This window comes from Congregibacter sp. (assembly GCF_047617445.1).
Lineage (GTDB): Bacteria > Pseudomonadota > Gammaproteobacteria > Pseudomonadales > Halieaceae > Congregibacter.
Genome location: NZ_JBLGBE010000006.1, coordinates 36801 through 57598, shown reverse-complemented (window position 1 = coordinate 57598; position 20798 = coordinate 36801). Strand labels below are relative to the sequence as shown.

24 protein-coding genes and 1 pseudogene are annotated in these 20798 nt (G+C 60.7%); 11 read left to right on the top strand and 14 right to left on the bottom strand.

Annotated elements, in window-relative coordinates; all coding sequences use genetic code 11:
• Nucleotide 1 precedes the first annotated feature (1 nt).
• Genes ACI9KD_RS03065 through ACI9KD_RS03055 form a run of 3 tightly spaced genes read left to right on the top strand, consistent with a single transcriptional unit; the run spans nucleotide 2 to nucleotide 2809 of the window.
• Nucleotides 2-967: a lysylphosphatidylglycerol synthase transmembrane domain-containing protein gene (locus tag ACI9KD_RS03065; RefSeq protein WP_414979681.1), complete on the top strand. Its 966-nt coding sequence runs from the start codon at nucleotides 2-4 to the stop codon at nucleotides 965-967.
• A complete protein-coding gene (locus ACI9KD_RS03060) occupies nucleotides 967-2025 on the top strand; it encodes a glycosyltransferase family 4 protein (protein ID WP_414979680.1) in 1059 nt (352 codons plus the stop codon). The genes ACI9KD_RS03065 and ACI9KD_RS03060 overlap by 1 nt, the downstream gene beginning before the upstream one ends.
• Nucleotides 2018-2809, top strand: coding sequence for an inositol monophosphatase family protein (locus tag ACI9KD_RS03055; RefSeq protein WP_414979679.1), 792 nt, complete (start codon nucleotides 2018-2020; stop codon nucleotides 2807-2809). The genes ACI9KD_RS03060 and ACI9KD_RS03055 overlap by 8 nt, the downstream gene beginning before the upstream one ends.
• On the opposite strand, the gene ACI9KD_RS03050 is transcribed toward ACI9KD_RS03055, so the two are convergent.
• Nucleotides 2806-3540: an FkbM family methyltransferase gene (locus ACI9KD_RS03050; RefSeq protein WP_414979678.1), complete on the bottom strand. Its 735-nt coding sequence runs from the start codon at nucleotides 3538-3540 to the stop codon at nucleotides 2806-2808. The genes ACI9KD_RS03055 and ACI9KD_RS03050 overlap by 4 nt on opposite strands.
• Nucleotides 3541-3638: 98 nt before the next feature.
• On the opposite strand from ACI9KD_RS03050, the gene ACI9KD_RS03045 reads away from it, so the two are divergent.
• From ACI9KD_RS03045 to ACI9KD_RS03025, 5 genes are read left to right on the top strand one after another with little or no spacing between them, the layout of a single operon-like run.
• The gene (locus tag ACI9KD_RS03045) at nucleotides 3639-3788 is read left to right on the top strand and encodes a hypothetical protein (protein WP_414979677.1); all 150 of its coding nucleotides are present in this window, start codon (nucleotides 3639-3641) and stop codon (nucleotides 3786-3788) included.
• Nucleotides 3785-4738, top strand: coding sequence for a zinc-dependent alcohol dehydrogenase (locus tag ACI9KD_RS03040; protein WP_414979676.1), 954 nt, complete (start codon nucleotides 3785-3787; stop codon nucleotides 4736-4738). Before ACI9KD_RS03045 ends, ACI9KD_RS03040 begins: the two co-directional genes overlap by 4 nt.
• A gap of 46 nt (nucleotides 4739-4784) precedes the next feature.
• Complete coding sequence (locus ACI9KD_RS03035; protein WP_414979675.1) at nucleotides 4785-5180, top strand: 6-pyruvoyl trahydropterin synthase family protein; 396 nt, start codon at nucleotides 4785-4787, stop codon at nucleotides 5178-5180.
• Between the two features lie 3 nt (nucleotides 5181-5183).
• Nucleotides 5184-5969 (top strand): methyltransferase domain-containing protein, encoded by a 786-nt coding sequence (locus tag ACI9KD_RS03030; RefSeq protein ID WP_414979674.1) that lies wholly within the window; start codon nucleotides 5184-5186, stop codon nucleotides 5967-5969.
• Nucleotides 5956-6774 (top strand): RibD family protein, encoded by an 819-nt coding sequence (locus ACI9KD_RS03025; protein WP_414979673.1) that lies wholly within the window; start codon nucleotides 5956-5958, stop codon nucleotides 6772-6774. Before ACI9KD_RS03030 ends, ACI9KD_RS03025 begins: the two co-directional genes overlap by 14 nt.
• A gap of 40 nt (nucleotides 6775-6814) precedes the next feature.
• Here ACI9KD_RS03025 and ACI9KD_RS03020 read toward each other — a convergent pair whose 3' ends face one another.
• The 13 genes and pseudogenes from ACI9KD_RS03020 to ACI9KD_RS02960 form a co-directional block, all read right to left on the bottom strand.
• Nucleotides 6815-7222 carry a hypothetical protein gene (locus ACI9KD_RS03020; RefSeq protein WP_414979672.1) on the bottom strand — a complete coding sequence of 136 codons (408 nt, stop codon included), beginning with the start codon at nucleotides 7220-7222 and terminating at the stop codon, nucleotides 6815-6817.
• A 13-nt stretch (nucleotides 7223-7235) separates the two neighbouring features.
• On the bottom strand, nucleotides 7236-7610 hold the full coding sequence (locus ACI9KD_RS03015) for an insulinase family protein (RefSeq protein ID WP_414979671.1): 375 nt from the start codon (nucleotides 7608-7610) through the stop codon (nucleotides 7236-7238).
• Entirely contained in the window at nucleotides 7570-9318 is a 1749-nt protein-coding gene (locus tag ACI9KD_RS03010; protein ID WP_414979670.1) for a M16 family metallopeptidase, read from the bottom strand. The genes ACI9KD_RS03015 and ACI9KD_RS03010 overlap by 41 nt, the downstream gene beginning before the upstream one ends.
• Before the next feature lie 21 nt (nucleotides 9319-9339).
• Nucleotides 9340-9618: a M16 family metallopeptidase gene (locus ACI9KD_RS03005; protein WP_414979669.1), complete on the bottom strand. Its 279-nt coding sequence runs from the start codon at nucleotides 9616-9618 to the stop codon at nucleotides 9340-9342.
• A gap of 126 nt (nucleotides 9619-9744) precedes the next feature.
• On the bottom strand, nucleotides 9745-12141 hold the full coding sequence (locus tag ACI9KD_RS03000; protein WP_414979668.1) for a penicillin acylase family protein: 2397 nt from the start codon (nucleotides 12139-12141) through the stop codon (nucleotides 9745-9747).
• Nucleotide 12142: 1 nt separating this feature from the next.
• Complete coding sequence (locus tag ACI9KD_RS02995; RefSeq protein ID WP_414979667.1) at nucleotides 12143-12424, bottom strand: DUF427 domain-containing protein; 282 nt, start codon at nucleotides 12422-12424, stop codon at nucleotides 12143-12145.
• 276 nt (nucleotides 12425-12700) lie between these two features.
• Complete coding sequence (locus tag ACI9KD_RS02990; RefSeq protein WP_414979666.1) at nucleotides 12701-13474, bottom strand: ChaN family lipoprotein; 774 nt, start codon at nucleotides 13472-13474, stop codon at nucleotides 12701-12703.
• Nucleotides 13475-13575: 101 nt separating this feature from the next.
• Nucleotides 13576-14552: pseudogene (locus tag ACI9KD_RS02985) on the bottom strand (cation:proton antiporter).
• A complete protein-coding gene (locus tag ACI9KD_RS02980; protein WP_414979665.1) occupies nucleotides 14510-14875 on the bottom strand; it encodes a DUF4149 domain-containing protein in 366 nt (121 codons plus the stop codon). Before ACI9KD_RS02980 ends, ACI9KD_RS02985 begins: the two are co-directional and overlap by 43 nt.
• Before the next feature lie 89 nt (nucleotides 14876-14964).
• Nucleotides 14965-15669 carry an HAD-IA family hydrolase gene (locus tag ACI9KD_RS02975; protein WP_414979664.1) on the bottom strand — a complete coding sequence of 235 codons (705 nt, stop codon included), beginning with the start codon at nucleotides 15667-15669 and terminating at the stop codon, nucleotides 14965-14967.
• A 16-nt stretch (nucleotides 15670-15685) separates the two neighbouring features.
• On the bottom strand, nucleotides 15686-16003 hold the full coding sequence (locus ACI9KD_RS02970; protein WP_414979663.1) for a high-potential iron-sulfur protein: 318 nt from the start codon (nucleotides 16001-16003) through the stop codon (nucleotides 15686-15688).
• 401 nt (nucleotides 16004-16404) lie between these two features.
• Nucleotides 16405-16695 (bottom strand): DUF6482 family protein, encoded by a 291-nt coding sequence (locus ACI9KD_RS02965; RefSeq protein WP_414979662.1) that lies wholly within the window; start codon nucleotides 16693-16695, stop codon nucleotides 16405-16407.
• Between the two features lie 621 nt (nucleotides 16696-17316).
• Nucleotides 17317-18468 carry a methyltransferase gene (locus ACI9KD_RS02960; RefSeq protein WP_414979661.1) on the bottom strand — a complete coding sequence of 384 codons (1152 nt, stop codon included), beginning with the start codon at nucleotides 18466-18468 and terminating at the stop codon, nucleotides 17317-17319.
• A gap of 116 nt (nucleotides 18469-18584) precedes the next feature.
• On the opposite strand from ACI9KD_RS02960, the gene ACI9KD_RS02955 reads away from it, so the two are divergent.
• From ACI9KD_RS02955 to ACI9KD_RS02945, 3 genes are all read left to right on the top strand, one after another.
• The gene (locus tag ACI9KD_RS02955) at nucleotides 18585-19013 is read left to right on the top strand and encodes a biotin/lipoyl-binding protein (protein WP_414979660.1); all 429 of its coding nucleotides are present in this window, start codon (nucleotides 18585-18587) and stop codon (nucleotides 19011-19013) included.
• A gap of 149 nt (nucleotides 19014-19162) precedes the next feature.
• On the top strand, nucleotides 19163-19534 hold the full coding sequence (locus ACI9KD_RS02950; protein WP_414979659.1) for a hypothetical protein: 372 nt from the start codon (nucleotides 19163-19165) through the stop codon (nucleotides 19532-19534).
• A gap of 147 nt (nucleotides 19535-19681) precedes the next feature.
• Nucleotides 19682-20791 (top strand): peptidase M42, encoded by a 1110-nt coding sequence (locus tag ACI9KD_RS02945; RefSeq protein ID WP_414979658.1) that lies wholly within the window; start codon nucleotides 19682-19684, stop codon nucleotides 20789-20791.
• Nucleotides 20792-20798: the final 7 nt, after the last annotated feature.

The following is a 20798-nucleotide window of genomic DNA, read 5'->3' as shown; positions in this document are numbered from 1 at the left end:
CGTGCACCGGATTTTTCTTAGGGTACTGCCCGGGGTACTGCGGGTAGCCGTCGGGGCGGGGTGCCTGGCTTTGCTCTGGCGGGTCGCCGACGGCGCGGCGGCTCTTGGGTATCTGGCCGCTGCGGATATCGCCTGGATGGCCGCCGCGCTCGTGCTGTTGACGGTGCAGGCGCTGCTGTCGGCCATGCGCTGGCGCCTGACGGCGCGGCAGCTGGGTATTGAACTCGATCGTGGACCGGCGGTGCGGGAGTACTATTTATCTCAGATTGTGAATCAGGTCCTGCCCGGAGGGGTGCTCGGCGATGCGGGTCGCGCACTCCGGGCGCGGGGCCAGGCGGGTCTGCTGGCCTCGGGCCAGGCCGTGGTGTTTGAGCGACTGGCGGGGCAGATCGGACTCCTTGTGGTGTTTAGCGCCGCTGTGGCCGGCACCTGGGCAGTGCCCGGTGGCTTCCGGGGCCCCGACTGGCTCCTTGGGGTCACGCTGAGTTTGCCGGTAGCGGGTGCCACGGTTTTCGCCCTGTACTGCGCAGGGGGGCGGATGCGGGTCTTTATGCTGGAGTGGCTCCCGGCGCGGATTGTGCGCGCCGCAAAGGGACTCGTGGCCGCGTTTGCGCACTCGGTGGCCGCCCCCGAGGTCCGGGTGCCTCAGGGCTTTATGAGCCTGGGCACGGCGCTGTGCAACATTGCGGCGTTTGCCTGCTGCGCGGCGGCCATCGGGGCGCCCCTCCCGGTGCCCGCGACACTGGTGCTGATACCGCTCATTCTGGTAACCATGCTTATACCCCTGACTCCCGCTGGCTGGGGTCTGCGCGAGGGAGCGGCGGCCGCGTTGTTGCCGCTTGCCGGCGCCACGAGTGCCGAGGGGCTGGCCGCGAGCGTTGCTTTTGGTCTCGCCCTGCTGGTGTCGACTCTGCCGGGTCTCATCGCTTTTGCCCTTGCCGCAGTGCCGCATCCGGTGAAATCCTGATGCGCCGCTGCAAGACCGCCGCGCTGGCCGTTCCGGGTGACCTGGCAACCCTCACCGGGGGCTACCGCTATGACCGCCGCCTGCTTGAAGAACTCCGGGCGCTGGGACGCGATGTCACTCACGTCGCCCTCGGGGACTCCTTTCCGCGGCCGTCGCCGGCGGACATGCTTGACGCCGGCAAACGCCTGGCAGCGGTGTCGGCGGACTGCCCGGTCATCATTGACGGACTGGCCATGGGTGCCATGGATCACAGCGTGCTGGCCAAGCTGTCGGCGCCGATTGTGGCGCTGGTTCATCATCCCCTCGCCCAGGAGAGTGGGCTCGACGCCGCGTTGCGCGCGCGCTTACTGCGATCCGAGCGCGACAACCTGGCCCTGGCTGCTCACGTCATCGTCACCAGCACACACACCGCAGCACTGCTGACCTCGGACTACGGAGTAGCGCCGGCGCGTATCACCGTTGCCCGACCCGGAAGCGACGGTCCAAAAGCCCCGGCTGCGCCCGCCGATCCACCGCTGATCCTGTCGGTGGGTATCCAGATTCCGCGCAAGGGCCACGACGTGCTTCTGCGCGCGCTGGCCAACATCGCCGACGACGCCTGGCAGGCGATTATTGTGGGCTCCGCCCGGGATGCTGCGCATGCCGAACTGCTTGGGAATCTGCTGACCCGGCTCGGCCTGTCGCGGCGTGTCCGCCTGGCCGGTGAGGTGACGCCGGAGGAGCTGGCGCAGCTGTATGGACAGGCGACCCTGTTTGCCCTCGCCACGCGCTACGAGGGCTACGGTATCGTTTTTGATGAGGCGATGACCCACGGTCTGCCCATTGTGAGCTGCGCGGTTGGCGCGGTGCCCTTGACGGTCGCACCCGGCGCGGGGCAACTGGTCCCTCCCGACGATCCCCGGGCTTTTGCCGCGGCGCTGGCTCGAGTGTTGAAAGACGCCGGGGCGCGGTCCGCCATGGCGGCGGCGGCCGCTGCGGCGGGCTCCGAACTGCCGGGTTGGGACGGCACTGCGGGCGTGGTGGCAGCGGTTCTCGACCGGGTGGTGGCAGGTGTCTGAGCCGACGCTGGCACAGGATCTGGAGCTGGCCGTGACCCTGGCACAGGAGGCAGGTGACATTTTGCTGGCTCACTGGGGCGATCGCGACCGCTTGACCGTGACAAGCAAGCGTGCGGGCGACTTTGTCTCGGATGCTGATCGCTTGGCCGAAGCGCATATTCGGCGCGCATTGCTGCGCGCGCGTCCAGGCGATGGGTGGCTGGGTGAGGAAACGGGAGCCGGTAAGGGCGGACCGCGGCGCTGGATCGTCGACCCGCTTGATGGCACCACAAATTTTCTGCACGGGATCGGGCACTGGGCCGTATCCGTGGCGCTTGAAGACCGGGGAACGCTGACCGTGGGTGTGGTCCACGATCCCCTAAAGGGCGAGACTTTCAGTGCCATACGCGGCGGCGGTAGCACCCTGAACGGACGACCCATTGCGATCTCAGGTGCCCGCAGCATGAGCGATGCGCTGTTTGGCACCGGTATTCCGTTCGGGGATATGCCGTACATCGACGAGCACGCCGCCGACATCGCCCGGCTCATGCCGCGCTGCGCCGGTGTGCGACGCATGGGGGCCGCCGCGCTGGACCTCGCCTACGTGGCTGCCGGTCGGCTTGACGGATTCTGGGAGCGGAGGCTGCAGCCCTGGGATATTGCCGCAGGTCTTGTTCTGTTGCGCGAGGCCGGGGCACTGGTGGAGGGAGGGACCCCGGACGAGAGTCCCGCGGCAAGCGGCACCGTCATCGCTGCGACCCCCGCGCTGTTCTGTGACTTTGCCACCTGCCTTCGCGGCTCCTAATCGTCGTTGGAAAGACGTGCGAAGAGATCGCCCGATGACGCCGTCGTATCCAGCCCGTCCAGCCATTGCCGAGCCGCAGCGCCGCTGCGCCAATCGAGCCACAAAAACCCCGACCGCTCGCCGACCACGGGATTGAAGCGGTAGGTGCCCAGGGCCTCCAGTCGTGTAATTACCTGATGCGTGAGCGCGGCAAAAGCTGGCAGATATTCGACCGAGACCAGGGGTACCGGCTGCGACAGCCCCGACAGCACCTCGAGCTCGAAACCCTCAACGTCGATCTTGATATAGGCGGGTCGGCCGTGCTGCGCGATGAGCAAATCCAGCGTGGTCACCTGCACGCGCTCGCGGCGATCCCAGCGCACATGCTCAAAACCTGGCGCCATTGCGGCGTCATCTACAAAGCTGGTCTGCAGCGAAGACACGGTGGGATGGCGCGACGAGACGGCCATGTCAGCCAGCGCCTCGGCAGAGCCGGCGGCCGCCTGGATGAGCACAATGTCCGAGGGCAGGGTGAGCCGAAGGAAGCGCGCAAACAGCGCCTGGGGCTCCAGTGCGACTACCTGTGCTCCGGCGGCGCGCATGGCCCGCGCCCGCGTCCCGACGTGGGCTCCGACGTCGATAACGACATCGCCGGGGCGCAGGATCTCACGATAAAATCGTCGCCAGGCCCGCAGCGTTGCCGGATTGTGGTAAATCAGCAGTGATCTTGCAAAGCCCAGCCAGCGCTTCATGCCGTCAACACCGGGTAAAGTCTCCGGCAGCGCCCGGGGCGGGATTTGTACCGCAAAGGCCGTATAGTGCGCTCTCGACACCGCTAGGGACGCCATACATGCCCAAAAGACTGCTCAATGTTCCTGACAGTGCAATCGCTCACCACTCCGGCGCAAGAATCAATATCATGACAGACTACCACGGGCGCCCCGGGACACACCGGGCGGCGGCACTGTGCGGGGTAAAACGTTCGGGGGGTGTGCTGTGAGCACTGCGCCGGCTCTGTGGTGTGTTGGTCCTCAGCAGGCCGAGCTGCGCGAAGGGGCTCTCGGTGAGGGGGTGCTGGTAGAAACGCTGCACTCGGGCATCAGCCGGGGCACTGAGCGCCTGGTGTTTCGCGGTCAGGTTCCCGACAGCGAGGGGGACCGCATGCGCAGCCCGGCGCAGGAGGGTGCTTTTTCCTTTCCCGTGAAGTACGGCTATTGCGCCGTCGGTCGCGCCTGCGAGGGCGCTCTGGCGGGACGTCCGGTCTTTGCCCTGCATCCGCATCAGGCGCGTTTTCGCCTACCCGAGGCGTCGCTGACTCCGTTACCCGACGCACTGCCTCCCGAGCGCGCGGTGCTGGCGGCGAACATGGAGACGGCTCTCAATCTACTCTGGGACAGTGGCGCGGGAGCCGGGGACCGCATCGCGGTGATCGGCGCCGGGGTAGTCGGCGCACTGGTGGGCTATCTTGCCGCGCGCTTACCGGGTGCCGAGGTGACGCTGGTCGATACGCTGGCGGATCGCGCGGCGCTGGCGGATCGCCTCGGGTGCCGTTTTGCCTCCGCAGAAGCGCCGCCCCGGGAGTGCGACGTTGTCCTGCACCTGTCCGCAACGGCGAGCGGCCTGGCCAGCGCCATCGACTGTGCGGGTTTGGAGGCGACTGTGGTCGAGGGCAGCTGGTACGGGAGTGGCTCTACACCCGTGCCTCTGGGCGGCAGCTTTCATAGTCGGCGCCTGCGCCTCATCAGTTCGCAGGTCGGCCGCCTGCCTGCAGACCGGGTGCCCCGCTGGAATCATGCACGACGGATCGCGCTGGCACTCGATCTGCTGTGCGACCCCGTGCTGGATGCCCTGATCAGCGGCGCAACGGCGTTTGCCGATCTGCCCGCCGCCTACGGTGCAATCCTTGGCGACCCGAAAACGCTGTGTCACCGTATTTATTACGATAATTAACGATCTACCATCACCATTAACAATAAGCTGCTGACAAGGAATTCTTATGTACGCCGTCGAAGTTCGCGATCACATTATGATCGGCCACTCCTTGCCTTCGCCCGTTTTTGGTCCCGCCCAGGGCATGCACGGGGCGACGTTCACCGTCGATGTGGCTTTTTTTACCGAAGATATTGATGCCCATGGGCTAGTGGTGGATATCGGGCTGGCCACCGAGGCACTGGCAGAAACTCTCGCACCCCTGCGCTACAAGAACCTCGACGAAGTGCCCGAGTTTGAGCACAAATTCACCACTACAGAGTTCCTCTGCGGCCATATTTTTACGGCGATGGCGCAGCGCGTTCGCGCCGGTCGGCTCGGCGACGATGGACGGGTGAAACGGCTGCGCATTACCCTGCACGAGAGCCACGTGGCCCGTGCCTGGTTCGAAGGAGATCTCTGACGCGTGGGTTTTTCTGCAGAGTGGTTGGCGTTGCGCGAATCTGCTGATCGGGCGGCACGCGATGAATCGCTGGTACGCATGGCCGTCGAAGCTGCCGGCCCCGAGCCGCTGATTGTGGATCTGGGTTGTGGCACCGGGGCCACCTGGCGGGCCCTGGCGCCACACCTGCCTGCGGGCGCGCGCTGGTGTTTTGTGGACAATGATCCAGCACTGCTGGCGGCCGCTGCTGCCGTCGCCGGCGGCGCGGAAACCGTCGAGGCCGACATCGCTGATCTCGCAGCGCTGCCTCTGGAGCGCGCCACTCTGGTCACGGCCTCGGCCTTGCTTGACCTGGTGCCGGAAAGCTGGATTTGTGATTTGGCCCAGCGGCTGAAGGTCCCCTTTTATGCCGCCTTGAGCTATTCGGGAACCATGCGATGGGTCCCCGAAAGTGCCCACGACGCCGCCGTTACTGACGCTTTTAACCGTCATCAGCGCGGCGACAAGGGCCTCGGCCCGGCATTGGGGGCGGAGGCGGGGAAGCGTGCCGCCAGTATTTTTGCCCGTACCGGCTTTAAAGTGCATAGCGCTGACAGCCCCTGGCACCTTGGGCCTGCTTCGGCCCCGCTGCAACGCGCCCTCACCGATGGTATTGCCGTCGCCGCCGGCGAAGCCGGCATGACCGACGCATCCGCCTGGGGCCGGCACCGCAATGCGATGGCGGACCATTCCCACTGCGACATAGGCCATATCGATATTCTCGCCGTGCCCCCGTCGACTTCCCGCGGTTCCCAGCATGCTCTCAGTTAACGTCACCCCAAAGGTCTGGAGTCGTCTACTGGCTGTACGCGAGGGTCGAGCGTGCACCTGCTGCGGCCAGTGGACGCCCGGCGAGCGCGCCGCCCTGGACCTCTATGGGCCGCTGGCGCGGCGTGATCTGGGACCCTTCGTCGTTGCGCAAATTGGCCAATCGCTGGATGGCCGTGTAGCAACGGTTACCGGGGATGCGCGCGATGTGTCTGGCCCCGATGGCCTGGCCCACCTACACCGGATGCGCGCTCTCGCCGATGCCGTTGTTATCGGCGTTAACACCGCGCTTCAGGATATCCCGCGCCTGACTGTCCGCCTTTGCGAGGGCAAGGACCCCACGCGGGTGGTTATCGACCCCCAGGGCCGGCTTCCGGATGATGCGCCGCTGCTGGCGGAGGGTGCCACGCGCAGGATCGTGATTCAGGCGGTAGACTGCCCCCGGCGCGCCGATGTGACGGTGATCCGGCTGAAACTACGGCAGGGGCAGCTCGATCCCGCGGACATCGCATCGACGCTGCACGGGGAGGGCATGCAGAGCCTGCTCGTAGAAGGAGGCGGCACCACCATTGCGCGTTTTCTTCAGGCGCAGCAGCTGACCCGCTTGCAGATAGCGATCGCGCCGCTGTTGATCGGCGACGGGCCCCAGGGCTTGACGTTGCCGGGGGCCAGTGAGCGGCTGTCCGATGCCATCAGACCTGAGATGCGGGCGTTCTCGTTGGGGTCTGACGTGGTCTTTGATTGCGGTCTCAATGCGCAGGCGGCGCTGGCGAACGAACCGCGGCACCACCCCTCCGTACAGCGGTGAGAGCGCAAACAAGCGCAAGCCTCTGGCCGGTACCTTTGCCTCAGTCGCGGACCCGATCTCGGCCGTCGCCTCCCGCGGGCGTGCCCCCGGTGGTGCGCGCATTACCTGTGTCGTCCCGGATTTCGATGGGGGCGATTCCCAGATCTTCGATCTGCGACCGAATCCTGGTCAGGTCGCCAACGATGACCCACACGAGGGCGTTCGGATTCACGCTGGTCGCCGCAGCGCGCTGGAGATCGTCAAGCTTAAGGCTTGTGTAGCGCCTTTCCAGGGTTGAAGCATCGTCAAGCGGTCGATGGTAACGGGCCGATCTCACCATGCTGTCCAGCATTGCCCGGGCTGTTTCAAAGCGCCCCGGTAGCTCGCGGGTAGCGCCTGCAATGACGCGCTTTAATTCGCTGTCCCGCACCGGTCGGTCGCCGTTGATATCGTTGAGTTCACGCAGCAATTCTCTCAGGGAATCACCCGTGTGGTCCTGGCGCTATCAAGAGCAGTGGACGCGGCCCCTCGGCGCTTACGATGGTCGTCCGGGTGCCGTATGACCAGCCCTTGTCTTCGCGCAGATTCATATTGAGACGCGAGTTGAAGCTGCCCCCGAGTAGGTCATTCAAGGCGTCCAACGCCAGATCCTCATTGCCACCAGACCCCGGAACCACCGAGCCCGCCAGAATCATGGATTGTTCAGAGCCGGGTTTGTCGATGAGGATCATGCGTGGCGTATCCCGGCGCGCGATTGCACTGATATCCTTTTTTAGCAAAGGCTCCGGGGGCGCCTTCCAGCCGCGAAAGGCACATTCAAGAACCGGGATAATCTCCTCCAGTGAAGTGTCGCCCACGATAAACAGGCGCGCGTTGTCCGGGCGCAACCAGGACTTCTTGAAGCAGCAGGTCGTCCCGGGTAATCGATTCGATAGAGGCTTCGGTCCCAGAGCCGGTCAGCGGTACCGCGTAGGCATGCCCTTCGCCGCAGAGCGCCGCGGGCAGGAGGCGTAGTGCCAGGGAGCGGGGCTGCGCCTTCTCCTGGGCGATGTCCGCCATCCAGCGTCCGCGAAGACGTTCTATCTCCGCCTGGGAAAATTGCGGGTTGCGTATCAGGTCCGCCCAAAGCTCGACGGAGGCCTGCAATTCACTGCGCAGCGCCGACAGGGTTACCGATGGGGCGTCGAGACTTGAGCGCGCAGCAATCTGTGCGCCCAGACGCTCTTCGGCCTCGGCAATGTCCAGTGCATCCCGACCCACGGTGCCTGTTTCGAGCATCTGCATGGTGAACGATGCCAGGCCCAGTGTGCTGCCGGCATCCGCCGCATACCCGGCGTTAAACTCCAGAGCAAATTCAACAAAGGGGATTGTGCGCCGTTCGGCGACGGCGACTTCCATGCCGTTCGACAGCCTTGCGCTGCGAATGTCGGGAAAGCGCAGAGACGGAGTGGCTCCCGGTATCGCCGGGAGGCCGGCGGAGCGGTCTATCCCGCTGCTGCTGGCCTGGTATTGCCGAGCGGGCACAACGTCGACCTGATGGGAGCCTCGCGTGAGCCAGGTCGACGCTGCCATGCGCACGTCTTCGGGTGTCGCGCCGTTGATCCACTCCAGATATTGCGCAATGAAGAGCGGATCATCAGCATAAAGTGCTCCTTCCGCCAGGGTAACCGCTTTGCCACCAAAGCCGCCGACCTGTTCCAGGCCACGAATGATCCCGGCGTTCAAACTTGTGACCACGCGCTCGAGCTCGCGAGAGCTGGGGCCACTCTCGATAAACGCTGCCACCAGTCGATCCATCGCCGCTGTGGCAACGGCAGCCTCGACGCCAGGATTCAGTGTGATAGCCATATCCAGCAAGCTGGCGAGTTCGTAGGGGACTACTGATACAGCGACCTGGCTCGCGAGTTGCAATTCGTAAATAAGGTCGAGATACAGCCGGCTCAACTTGCCCTGACCGAGCACCGCTGCAGCAAGATCCAGAAGCGCGCGTTCCCGGGTCGAACGACCCGGAAGCACCCAGGCGTGATTCGCAAGGACCGCCGGAACCTCGTCGTACTGGGTCTCCCGGGTATCCTGCCTGGGCGCCGGGACCCAGGCTGTAAAGCTGTCGACCTCGGGACTGGGGGGGGGGATATCGCCAAAGGCCTTTGCTACCTGCTCGCGAGCTGTCGCAAGGTCGATATCGCCCGCCAGCGCAAGAATGGCATTGTTCGGGCCGTAGTAGCCACGAAACCAGGCCTTAACGTCCTCAAGGGATGCGGTATTGAGGTCTTCCATGGAGCCAATGGTCAATTCCCGATAGGGATGGCCCGCAGGGAACAGTCCCTGATACAGCGCGTAGTTAACACGGCCGTAAGGACGATTATCGCCCTGGCGCTTTTCGTTCTGCACCACACCGCGCTGGTTATCGAGTTTCTCCTGCGTCAGCGCGCCAAGCAGATGGCCCATGCGGTCGGATTCCAGCCACAACACCAGATCGAGCGCCGGCGTGGGCACGGTCTGGAAATAGTTCGTTCGATCGAGTGATGTGGTGCCGTTTAAACCGGTTGCACCGATCTGCTGCATGGGCTCAAACCACTCGCCATCCTAGTTTTGAGAACCGTTGAACATCAGATGCTCAAACAGGTGAGCAAAACCAGACTTGCCCGGGGGTTCGTTCCTGGCACCCACGTGGTACCAGATGCTCACCGCCACGATCGGGGCTTTGCGGTCCTCGTGCACCAGCACCCGCAGACCGCTGTCCAGAGTGAACTCGTCCACCTGCAGAAGAATATCCGGGGCACCCGCAGCAGAGACCTGTCCCGCTAGCAGCAGGAGTAGCATCAGCAGATGGCTCAGGAGGTTCGCAAAAAATAGCTTACACATAGGAATAGCCTCGGACGCGGTCTGGCACTGAGCAAAAAATTCAAGAAGTCGCACGAATGTGCCACAGCTATTATAGGAAGGTTTGTGCGGCAGCTAGTTGCCCGTCATTACCACCCAGCCCCCCGATCATGGAGCCGAAGCTGAGGGCGCCATGCCCTCAAGCAGCAGCCGTTCCGTTGTGACCGACTCGATTTTCTCTCTGGAATAAAATAGCGGAAAGTAGCGTCCCTCATTCCAGGCTTCGAATAGATCGCCGTAATGTGAGCTGGCGGGATTACCGGACTGGCCAGGAGTATTGGTCGCAACTGTTTTATCCCAATCTGCGGTGTCAACGATAATGCGGAAGCTGGCGCCGGCGGTTTGCCGATCGTTGCCGCGATTGGCGTTTAGCGTGTTGGATGCCCCGCCTCGCGGTAGAGGGCCATGCTTGAGCTGCGCAACTTCAGCAATCGTATGGCTGAGAGGGTGCTCAATTTCGGCCACGTGGACCCGTCCATACTGCCATTGGCTCTCGTCGGCGCCGAGTTCTTTACTTAACTGACTGACGGCCTCAGCGAGACTAGCCAGCATCATTTTGTCGCGTATGACGGCGGCGTTCTCGCCAAACAAAAATTCTGGTGGATGGGCGAGCCACTCCAGTAATTTGGGTCTGCCCACAAGTTCTTCCTGGCCCGGCAGCACCTTCTCGTTCAGCTTCCTCAGCATGATCAGTTCCCACTTGTCATAGATCAGCGCCCCTACGCTTTCCCTGTCCATGCGGTAATCCCAGGTCTCCAACAGGAAGAACGCTTTCTCCAGGGCCTGTGGTCGTTGCAGGTCAAGGATGAGCGGAGTGATCTGCTCGGCGGTCATGGATTTGGTGTCGTATTGCAGCCGGCTCGAGTCGGTAACGGTATGTCCTGATGTTTGCGAAAGAACCTCTTTGAGACGATAGGACCTGGCGGGATCCGAGTAGAAGTCAGCAAAGATATTCGGATAGTGCTCGGGCACGTTGTTGTGGTTGGCTGTACCGTACCAGCCCGAATCGGGGTTCAGAATATGCGGCATTGATCGAATGGGCACCAGACCTTGCCACTCGAATTCGCCATCCCCGGGAACCGGCAGGCGTCCATCCCAGCCGAAGCGAATCGGGGTATAGCCAACGGACTGCCAGCCGATGTTGCCCGCTGCGTCGGCCCAGACCATATTCTCTCCGGGCAGGCCGGAGTATTCGCAGGCAGCTCGAAAGGACTCCCAGGAGCTAGCCTGATCCATGCGCAGACTCGCGAGATAGGGCGCCGCCCCCTGCTCAAGCCACACGGCCTTTAGTGCATAAGCCAGCGCTTTGTCTGTGTCTTCGTGGATCACCGGGCCGAACACGGTGTAGCGCAGCTTTGCCTGGACAGGGGCGGCATCCCGAACCGGTATAACGGTTTCCTCAATGTCCATATCGCGCCATTTCCCCTGGTAGCGATACTGATCGGGATTGTCGGGATTGATCTCATGTACATATAGATCCTCCTGATCAATCGCGAAGATGGTCAGGCCCCAGGCTCCGTATTCGTTGTGACCGATGGATACTCCAGGCAACGTTGGCTCGCCGGCACCGATAACGTTCCAGCCTTCGCCCCCGCTCTCGCCCTTGGGCCCGGGTGCATAAAGATGCACCATATAGCGTAGCGACGGTGTCTGAATTTGCCGGTGGGGGTCGTTTGCCATCAAGGGTTTTCCGGATGCCGTCCGTGATCCGGCGATGACCCAGTTGTTGCTGCCGACCGACTCGGCACGCAGGAGCGGGTGATCATCCTGATTGTTCAGGGCCGCAAGCCGGGTAGTGGGGTCAGTAGTGGCGTCAAAAGGTGGTGGCGTTCTCGAAGCACGGTACTTTGCCATGACGTCTTTGGTGATAAGAGAAAGGTCAATGCCCGGCTTGCTCACCAGCGTCGCCTCGCGCGCAAAGGGCAGGACCCTTGCGGTCATTTGCTCACCGAGGGCGGTTATGGTTTCTGCCAGCATGACCTCGGTAGACAAACCGCCGGTTAAGGCATTGTGACGAGAGATGACGACCTCAGCCGTCCATCGCCCGGGGGTGATGCCGAGGGCGCCAAATTCAATCGGGAGACTTTCCGGATCTTCATTCGCCTGATCGATGTAGGCGTTTACGCCCTCGACAAACGCATTAACGATTTCGGCTCCATCGGGATGATAGTGATTGAGTTCCTTTTCAAGGTCACCGCGGTATCGAAGTAGCCGTGCACCCTCGTCGTGTGCAACTGCTTTAACGCCCTGTATTTCAGCCAGCGTACCCAGAGCACGTCGTCTCCAGATCTCAAACTGAAACAGCCTGTCCCGGGCAGCGTTGTAACCCTGGGCAAAGAACAGGTCTTTTTGGTTTTGCGCATAAATATGCGAGACACCCCATTTATCCTTCAGAATCTCCACGGGTGCCTGAAGCCCCCTAAGCGAAAGGGTTTCATCCGGGAATACGGGGCTGGTATAAACACTGAGAGTGAGGGCAAGCAGGAAGAGACGCAGTGTGCCCACTTTAATTTACAACCTTGACGCCGCGCCAAAAGGCAACTCTGTCTTTGATCTCTGCTGCAGCTGCCGAAGGCGATGCGTAGTACCAGGCCGCATCCGCGTTTGTCTGCCCGTCCACCAAAACAGACAGATACGCTGCATCACCTTTCCAGGGGCAGTGGGTGGTTTTGCTGCTTTGTGTAAAGAACTCAGCGTTTAGCGACTCGCGCGGAAAATAGTGGTTGTTCTCTACGACAACGGTGCTGTCAGATTCGGCCAGTACCGTGTCGTTCCAGATGGCTTTCATTCAGTGATGCTCCTTATTAGTGGTTTTTTTGCACGACGATCAACTCGACAGCTTCCCCAATAGTGTATCGACCACGAAAGCATGGCAGTGAAATTGTTCTGAATTCGATTACCGCGCAGCGTGCCATTACTCAGCCCTGAATTACCCTATCCTTACCTTCTCTTTATCGGCCTGCGCCCATGGTGGCAGGCTGTTTCATCGCCTGTAGACGGCTGCTGCGGAGGCGGCGCAGAGCATCGGTGCTGCGCAAATGAAAACCCAGGGTGCTGACTTGAGCTAACTGCCTGGGCTCCTGTCCATCATCTTGAACCCCGCACAGGGGTCTTCCCGTGGCACGGGGTCAGCGAATAGCCTGATGTCGTAGGGAGGTGTGTCGGCAAAACTCTCGCCCTGAGCACTTGTTTCAAGCTGGCCAACGCTGACCACAACCGTGGCTGCCGATGCCTGGCTGATGGCCGCTGGCATGCCCCAGTCCTTGCGGGCATGGCCGGTACCGGTGATTACCACGACCGGTCCGCCGGTTTGGGCAAGCGCATCAAGGCTTGTCCGGGCAAAAGCCGCATCGCGCAGGCGCTGGGCTTCGATCATACCTCCCAGCAAGCCCGGCGGCAGCATGTTGCAGTGCGCGTCCTGTTGATGAGCTTCCCGGGCCGCTTGCTGTTGCTCCGGCAGGGGCGCAAGCAGGTCAAACGCTGTCGCATCACCCTCAAAGAGCGCGGCGGCGCCTTCGGTAACTGCACGCCTTACACGCTCATTCGACAGAGCCATCCCGTAGATTCGAGCATCACCCAGGGCCTCAAAAACAGGTTGATAGAGGCGCCACTCGGGCCAGCCACTCTCCGACCATTCCAGAGCGTCACGCAAATCCGTATCCCGAGCCGACATACCGTTGGCGACTGCCGCCTGCTTGGGTGTCAGCATCTCAAAAGCCACTGCAGAGGGCTGCAACGCGCGAATATAGGCCGCCTGCGTCAGGTGGTGCTGCGGGTTGTCGTGCACCTCGCCCAAAATGATAATTTGCGCGTCAGCCGGGATGACAGGGAGCGTCACACCCGTTTGGGCAATCCCCGTGCACGCAGAAAGGAGCGGTAACAGGACCGTTAAGAAAGTTTTGATCTTGTGTGCTCCATAAGCTTTTCGCTGGTAGTGACTTAAGCAAGCTCTTTTCGATCGCCGTAAAGTCGATAAACTATTTTTATCCAAAAGGGTGAAGACAGCGTCGTGTAGGCAATGACCAACACGATAGCGGCATAGGTCGGGCCATCAAAGATCCCGGCGACACGCCCAAGCTCGGCGAAGATAAGACCGACCTCACCCCGGGGCACCATCGCCATTCCCACGGCTGTTTTCATCAACCAGTGTTGTCCCTTTAATACGAAGCCGCCGGCAATTTTTTCTGCGATGGCCACGATGGCGAGACTGAGGGAAAACAACCAGACAAAGTTAGGGTCTCGACCCAGAGCGGCGCTAAAGGGAAGAAAGAATCGACGCGAAAGAGCTCATCCGGCGGCAAAGCCACCAAGCAGTTCGGGCGCTCCCGACGCGTGCGCTGCCCAGGCGAAGAGCATCACCAGGGCGACTACAAGCGTGGCGACCACGCCGGTGCTCTCATCATTGGAGGCAAAACGGCTGATCAATGCAGAAAGTATCTTTGCCAAGACCGGTGCAAGCACAAAAAACAAACCCACGAGCAACGCCAGCCGCCCTATATTGGTAATGCTGAGGTCGCCCGTTTGTGCAAATTCGTACAAGAAGGCCAGCAACAGTGCGCCCAGAACGTCGTCTATCACCGCGGCACCAAGAACAAGCTGGCCTTCCCGGCCGTCCTGCCGGCCGACATCGCGCAGGATACGTACCGTCACCCCGATGCTTGTCGCGGTCAGTGTTCCGCCAATGAACAGCGCGAGCAGCAACTCCTGTCCAAACACATAGCGGCTGACGCCAAAGCCCAGCGCAAAGGGTATAAAAAACCACCAAGCGCGACAGTTACCGAGCGCCATCCCGACTGCGCTAGGCGAGAGAGATCGGTGTCTACGCCCACCTCAAATAGCAAAAGGATGATGCCAAGCTCGGCCAGTAAACGGATCAGCTCTGTGGGCTCAAGCCAGCCCAGCAGGCTGGGTCCCAGGATAATGCCGGCGACCAGTTCACCAATAACACTGGGTGCGCCAAAAGCTGTTGTCGTAAGGGCACGGTTATCAGAGCGATGACCGCAAGGATAACGCTGCTGCCAAGGTCGATGCTCACTAGCAGCAGTGCTGAGATCAGAGATGTGGCAATGAGCCATCGATAAAACAGCGTAAACGCTTTGCGCAGCAAAACCCCCGCCTCGCTGGGAGGCAGGGTTTTAAAAAGAAACGCAGCGACGGCCGATGAGTAGAGCAGCGACCCACCGAACAGGAACGCCACCATAAGCTGCGACGCCGCGAGCTGCCAGGACAGCACGCTCATTGCTCCGACGTCCTGGCTCTAATCCTGGCTACAGCATTGACGATCATGGCTTAGCCCTTATCCGGCAGACGCAGCGGCCATGCAGTCGATCAGAGGTTGGCATTGCTGAGCATTGCCATCGCGTTTGGAAGATCATCGCTGCGGCCCCACAGCGAGTGCGCCCGGGTGATTGTCTGATGGATATCGCGCGTTGCTAACACGTTGTTTTCCAACATCGCATACTCTCCCCCGTACAGGTAACACTGCAGCTCGGCTTCCAGAGCCGCTGCCTGACCCAACGCAGTGTCCTCCACCGCAATGACGTTGGCGGGTCTTTCTCCGAGTCGGCTCAGGGCGTGGTGATAGATAGCCGGGTCGGGTTTTTCTGCCCTCACGTCACCTTCGCTCAAGACCATATCAAAAGTGCCTTCGCCGATACCCACGGTGCGTTCCAACAAAAGATCGACGAGCGCGGAATCTTCTGTAGTGACCCAGCCGAGCCGGATGTCGTTGCGTTTGCAAAAACCAATGACATCCGCAACACCGGGCCGCAACTGCAGCCCCCCCTCGGCAATCCGGGTGAAGTGCTTGCGTTGCATAGCCAGAGCCTCATCTGCAAGGCCCACTGGCGCCTCGTCGCCCAAGGCGAGTTCCAGACGGCGAATTTCTCCGGGGGTCTTCAGGAGTGAGCAGTACGCCGCTACATTCCAGTAGAGATCAAGGCCCAGTTCTTCAAAGGCCGCGTTGTAGGCCAATCGTTGCAGGCGCGATGTTTCTACAACGACGCCCGTGGAACCCAGCAAACAAGCTTTCATAACGACGCTCTCCGGATCACGCTACCCAGCCGTTACACCAGCCACGTGCATGTACGCGCTTACCGGCAAAAATCGGGCACAGACCGTATTCATCATCGATAACTTGATACAAAGAACAGTTGGTACATTGCTGCTGTGCACCGTCTGCTCCTGCTTTTTTCGGCCACTTTGTGATGTCAACGGCGGTGTGATCCGCCTTATAGCCCATGGCCACCGCGATGCCCTCTTCTTCGCCCACCACTTCCTGCGCATGACTGAACCGGGCAATGACAAGGCCCGCGCCGGCAACGGCCGATGACTGTAAAAATTTGCGACGATTGATGTTGTTCATCATGAACTCTCCAGTTGAGTGTGTTTCGCAAATGATACGTGGGGCGCTGAATGATCGGCTCACCGTTGTTCAGCTTTCGTCGCGGTCATGTGCACCACATTGGTGCGTATGAGAATTGTTTGCATTCCGCTTTCCAGTGGCGACCGTCAATGGCGACCGATTTTCAGGCGTGCAGGTTTTGTCTGATGCATTGTTCTTGACAAGCCGTGATTGTGAGGACGCGGTTTTGTTTTTGGTTTTCGCGAGCTCGGCAAGCTAAAAATGCAAGCTACCGAAGTGCGCGAGTCAGACAGGCGTCAATAAGTGTTTGGGCGCAATCCACAAACCCCGCAAGCAGCACCCGAGGGTAGCGGGGTACGACAGGCGGGCGTTTGAAAATCGCTAGCTCATAGAAAGTTGTGGGTCTAAAAAAGAGGTACGCCTGATTCTTCTGGCCTGGAGACACCCAAAGCGCTGAGTTCCTCGCAGGCATGATGCTGAACCAGGGTGGCGCGCTCAACGCCCCGCCGCCGCAGTGCATCCCGCACATGATCAAGCGATCGAAAATGTATCGTGCGCCCTGCCGGGCTTTCGACCATGCGTGAAGACTTTCCTTTCCCAGGATCCAACTCCACCACGTAACCCCGGCAGGCGCTGCTTCGCACCCTGGCGGTCGTTGCTTGCTGCTTTGGCCGAAATAAATCCGTGAATTGCACAGTAAGTTCTCTCCCTAAAGATTTGCTGATACGCCCGCCGACGCGCCGGTAACTCGACAAAAGCTGGATACGCGTCGTCGCAAGATGCAGGCCGTTGGTATGATTAAGTCTTACGACTTATTGGCTACGGCAGATCCATGAATACGAAGATGTTGCGATTACGAGTACCGCCATTGCCTTTTTGTTGGCTGCCACCTTTGTCATTTCCGTAGGGGGACAGGCTCTCCTAATCTGGGCTTTGGCTAACGGTCAGTTTTATTATTATCGAGGTATTAAGGGCGCAATTATTACAGGATCGATTGGCTTGGGTTTATCGTTCTTATATCTCTGGTTTGGGCGTAAAAACATTCTGCCACTCGTTTTGGGTCATGGTTTAGTTAACACATTGAGTCAAACACAGAGATTTCTCGGTGACCCGGGATAACGGCCTATTAAAGGAAGACGCTCTCGCTGATTCTGTTGACGGGGCTCACTGATCTGTCGAAGTTCCCGCCGAGTGACCCGAAAATCCTGTTTGCGGTGTTGAGCATGCGCTTCATAGGCCCGTCCAACCCTTCCTGGAGTCGCGAAACTGCTTGGGACCGAGCATTCCACTTTGAGCGATGGCCCTAGCTGTTGTGATTAATCCTCGCCATCACGCCCGACGCGCAGGATCACGAACTTGGCGTTCGAGGCTATCAACTCGACTTTGCCGAACAAGCGCTTTAGCGCCAGGTGATAACCCAGGTGCCGGTTTCCGATGACCCACAGCTCGCCACCCGGCCGCAGCACCTCTCGCGCCTGCCTGAACATGCGCTGCGCAATCTGATCACCTACCGCTTGCTGCTGGTGAAAAGGCGGATTGCACAGCACGAGGTCCGCCGACGCGGGTGAGAAGTCCTCCAGGCTGTCGCCTACATGAAACGCAGCCCGTTCTGGACCGAACGCCCGGCTGAAGTTCTCCCGCGCTGAGGCCACCGCCATGAAAGATTCATCGACAAAATGCACAGTCGCTTGTGGATGCTGCGCCGCCACCTGCAGCCCCACCACGCCATTGCCACATCCGAGGTCGATGATGTCATGTGCCTGCTGCATCAAGGGCAGGTGCTGCAGGAAGAAACGCGTTCCGATATCCAGACTGTCGCGCGAGAACACGTTGGCATGGTTGCTGATAAGCCAGTCCGTACCCTCCAGTCGGTACTGCACCGGGTATGGGTTGTCCGGCACGGTCAGCGTCAGATCCGGGGTCACCTGGATCAGCTTGGCCTTCTTCCACGCCAGGCCCGTGTCGGTGGACCCCAGCAGTTTTTCCAGCATCGCCCACACGCTACGCGGCAGTGCTTTGACCATGCTGGCCACCAGCACTTGGGTATCCGCAGTGAGCAGCGGCCGCAGCCGCATAAGCTGATCCTCTAGCAAAGCCAGAGTTTTGGGCACTCTGATCAGCACCAGGTCCACGGGACCGGCCGGCTGCTCCAAGCTATTCAGTAGGGTCACTCCGGCCGGATCGATGCCATTGGCCAGAAGGTTGTCGCGCGTCGCCAGTTGGCTGAGAAAGGAGTCCGACCACATCTGCGGCGCCAAGGGCGCCAGGGCAACCGCCAGGGCACCAAAGCTGTCGTTGACCACCAGCACTCGCATGTCCGTGTCCGCTTGTATCCGCTCCGCCACTTCGCGCAGTAGATACTCGTCCGCCGAGTCCCAGGCACGCAGCAATTCGTGGCGCCGTCGTGGGCGCCGTTGCAATGTGAAGCAGCCCTGGGGGACCTGCATGGTGGTTTCGATCGCGTTCATGAACAACCCTAAGCGGCGCCGGGGGGGTCGACTTTACATGCCTGGCCGGAAGGAACAAGACGGATGGTCGGGTGGCGTGATTCACGGCGACGCCATTGGGGGCATGACTGCACGTCATGCTGACTCTTCTTTATTACTGCTCGCGAAGACGGGCAGGGGCGCTGTTGTTGCTCGCGGTCCTGATTCATGCGCCTGCAGGCCTTGCCCAGGACCGTCGAAGTGCACCCGCACGGGTAGCCATCGTGCAGGAGATGCTTATACGGCGGGAGCTCGAATTCGTAGGTAGCGTATCGGCCCTCCGCGTGTCTTCCTTGTCTCCCGCCACCGCCGGATTTGTCTCACACCTGCTGGTCGATGCCGGCGACCGCGTTGAACGCGGCGACGTGCTCCTTAAGCTCGATGACGAGCTGGCTCGTTTCCAGCTTGCCAGCGATGCATCCTCGGCGCGGCGGGCACAGCAGGCTGCGGCGGACGCACGGCGCCGACTGGCAGAGGCCCGGGAACTGGCCGAGACGCAGGCCGAGCGCGTGCTGGGCGGAGACTGAGATGTTTGACCGCGTCATGCGCAGCGACTGTGCACGCATGGATAATCGCCACAGCTACTGCATCAAGATGTCGAGCGCGCGCATTCACGATCGCCTTCGGTATACGTGACACCATCTGGATGCCCACTTTTCTCGTCATGATTCTTTACATGCGCGGCTATCTAGACGAGCGTAACGTCGCTGTGGAGTATCTAAAGCCCCGACTTTATGTGTCTGCAGTAATTATCTACGAGCCATTGGTTGCCTACGACATGTTGCGCACGCAGCGCTTTTATATAGATCTGAGAATCAAGCGCACGCTCAAGCGGACCATCGTCGTAGCCTTATTTGTCGCGGTCTTTTTTCTTATCTCGGGTCTGGCAGAGCTGATTCTCTCAGCGGCGCTAGGAAACCTGTTTGGCCTTCTTTGTACTTCTGCTTTGGTGTTTTTTCTTGACCCGATTCAAAAAGCGGCACGGCGTCTCGAAGACGATACTTTGGCAAATGCGAGCGACCAGCTGCGAAGGCAACGTCCGGGTTAATACGTAGGACGCTCCACGCTTTTTGATCATCTCTGATCTGTCAGATGCATCGTGCATTTGCCCGACTTTTTACCAATTACAGACTATCGCTGGCGCTCGGCGATAGTCCATATACTGCGCTAAGTTATCTCACTGAAGCCGATGTCCATGAGTGTCAGAGTTTCACGCCCCGCGAGCGTCCCCGTGCTCGCCCCGACGTTACCGCCGTCGTTTCTGAATCTGCTATCTACGCTGCTGCGCAGTCCATCGGTGGTAGGCGCCGAGCACGCGTTCTTTCGTGTGCTGCAGCGGGAGCTTGAGGAACGCGGAGTGACCGTCACGTGGTATGAGGGTCTGCTGGTAGCTCAGGGCACGCGGCCTGACAGCCTGTTTCTCTCCGCCCATGTGGATCGCCACGGGCTGGTGTGCACTGGCCCGAACGAATTCCAGTATGCCGCGTTCGTGGCTGGCGCCCGCTCAGATCTGTTGGGCAACTCCGTCGATGAGCAATTCATGTGGAAGGTCGTTGATCGCTTTCAGGGCGAGGAGGTGTATGCCTACGAACCTTGGTCCGGGGTGTACCGCGGCCGCGGACAAATCGAAAAGGCGACGATCTGTGAGCGGCGCAACAACCTCATTTTTTCGGTCAAAGGGCTCGATCACCTGGTGGCGGGCACGCCGGTGGCGTTTCTGGATCGCCTGCACGTCGATGTCGCGACGATCTCGGGACAGCTGGACAACGTATTAAGTGCGGCCGCGCTGGTGTACCTGTTTGAGAGCGGCTACCAGGGCACCGCATTTTTCACCGCCGAGGAAGAGATCGGCAAGAGCTGGCGTTATCTCCTCCAGTGGTTTCGGCGTTTCGGCAGCTCCACCAACCAGCTGATCGTGGTGGATACCAGTCCGTTCCCCGATGACGAGGCTGCTGCCCGGCAGCTGCTGGTGCTGCGCGACAAAGATGCGAATGCCGCGTTTCACGGCGAGCTCACCGCTCGTCTGCAGGCGGTGTGCGAGGAGTTGGGGCTGCCGATTCAGTACAAGGACCGTTACGTTGAAGAGCGCAACGTCCAACTCATGGCTACGGGGCAAGCACCCATGTCACTGGGGTCTACGGAGATGGGGCGGATCATTGCCGCGTCCAATGGACTGGTTACGGGCACTACCCTACAAATACCGACTTCTGGCTATCATACGATGAACGAGACCGCGACCATGGCGTCGGTGAGCGCCTTCCTGCGCGTGCTCGGACGACTCGGTGATACCGACTTTCCTGCTTAGAGAGTGC

Excerpts from the sequence above, each read along its gene's own strand:
- ACI9KD_RS02955 (WP_414979660.1), top strand. The coding sequence starts at position 18,585 with ATGCTGACTCTTCTTTATTACTGCTCGCGAAGACGGGCAGGGGCGCTG.
- ACI9KD_RS03010 (WP_414979670.1), bottom strand. The coding sequence starts at position 9,318 with ATGCAGCAGATCGGTGCAACCGGTTTAAACGGCACCACATCACTCGAT.
- ACI9KD_RS03060 (WP_414979680.1), top strand. The coding sequence starts at position 967 with ATGCGCCGCTGCAAGACCGCCGCGCTGGCCGTTCCGGGTGACCTGGCA.
- ACI9KD_RS02945 (WP_414979658.1), top strand. The coding sequence starts at position 19,682 with ATGAGTGTCAGAGTTTCACGCCCCGCGAGCGTCCCCGTGCTCGCCCCG.
- ACI9KD_RS03005 (WP_414979669.1), bottom strand. The coding sequence starts at position 9,618 with ATGTGTAAGCTATTTTTTGCGAACCTCCTGAGCCATCTGCTGATGCTA.
- ACI9KD_RS02960 (WP_414979661.1), bottom strand. The coding sequence starts at position 18,468 with ATGAACGCGATCGAAACCACCATGCAGGTCCCCCAGGGCTGCTTCACA.
- ACI9KD_RS02980 (WP_414979665.1), bottom strand. The coding sequence starts at position 14,875 with ATGAGCGTGCTGTCCTGGCAGCTCGCGGCGTCGCAGCTTATGGTGGCG.
- ACI9KD_RS02975 (WP_414979664.1), bottom strand. The coding sequence starts at position 15,669 with ATGAAAGCTTGTTTGCTGGGTTCCACGGGCGTCGTTGTAGAAACATCG.
- ACI9KD_RS02970 (WP_414979663.1), bottom strand. The coding sequence starts at position 16,003 with ATGATGAACAACATCAATCGTCGCAAATTTTTACAGTCATCGGCCGTT.
- ACI9KD_RS03050 (WP_414979678.1), bottom strand. The coding sequence starts at position 3,540 with ATGAAGCGCTGGCTGGGCTTTGCAAGATCACTGCTGATTTACCACAAT.
- ACI9KD_RS02995 (WP_414979667.1), bottom strand. The coding sequence starts at position 12,424 with ATGAAAGCCATCTGGAACGACACGGTACTGGCCGAATCTGACAGCACC.
- ACI9KD_RS03045 (WP_414979677.1), top strand. The coding sequence starts at position 3,639 with ATGCCCAAAAGACTGCTCAATGTTCCTGACAGTGCAATCGCTCACCAC.
- ACI9KD_RS03025 (WP_414979673.1), top strand. The coding sequence starts at position 5,956 with ATGCTCTCAGTTAACGTCACCCCAAAGGTCTGGAGTCGTCTACTGGCT.
- ACI9KD_RS03035 (WP_414979675.1), top strand. The coding sequence starts at position 4,785 with ATGTACGCCGTCGAAGTTCGCGATCACATTATGATCGGCCACTCCTTG.
- ACI9KD_RS02950 (WP_414979659.1), top strand. The coding sequence starts at position 19,163 with ATGCGCGGCTATCTAGACGAGCGTAACGTCGCTGTGGAGTATCTAAAG.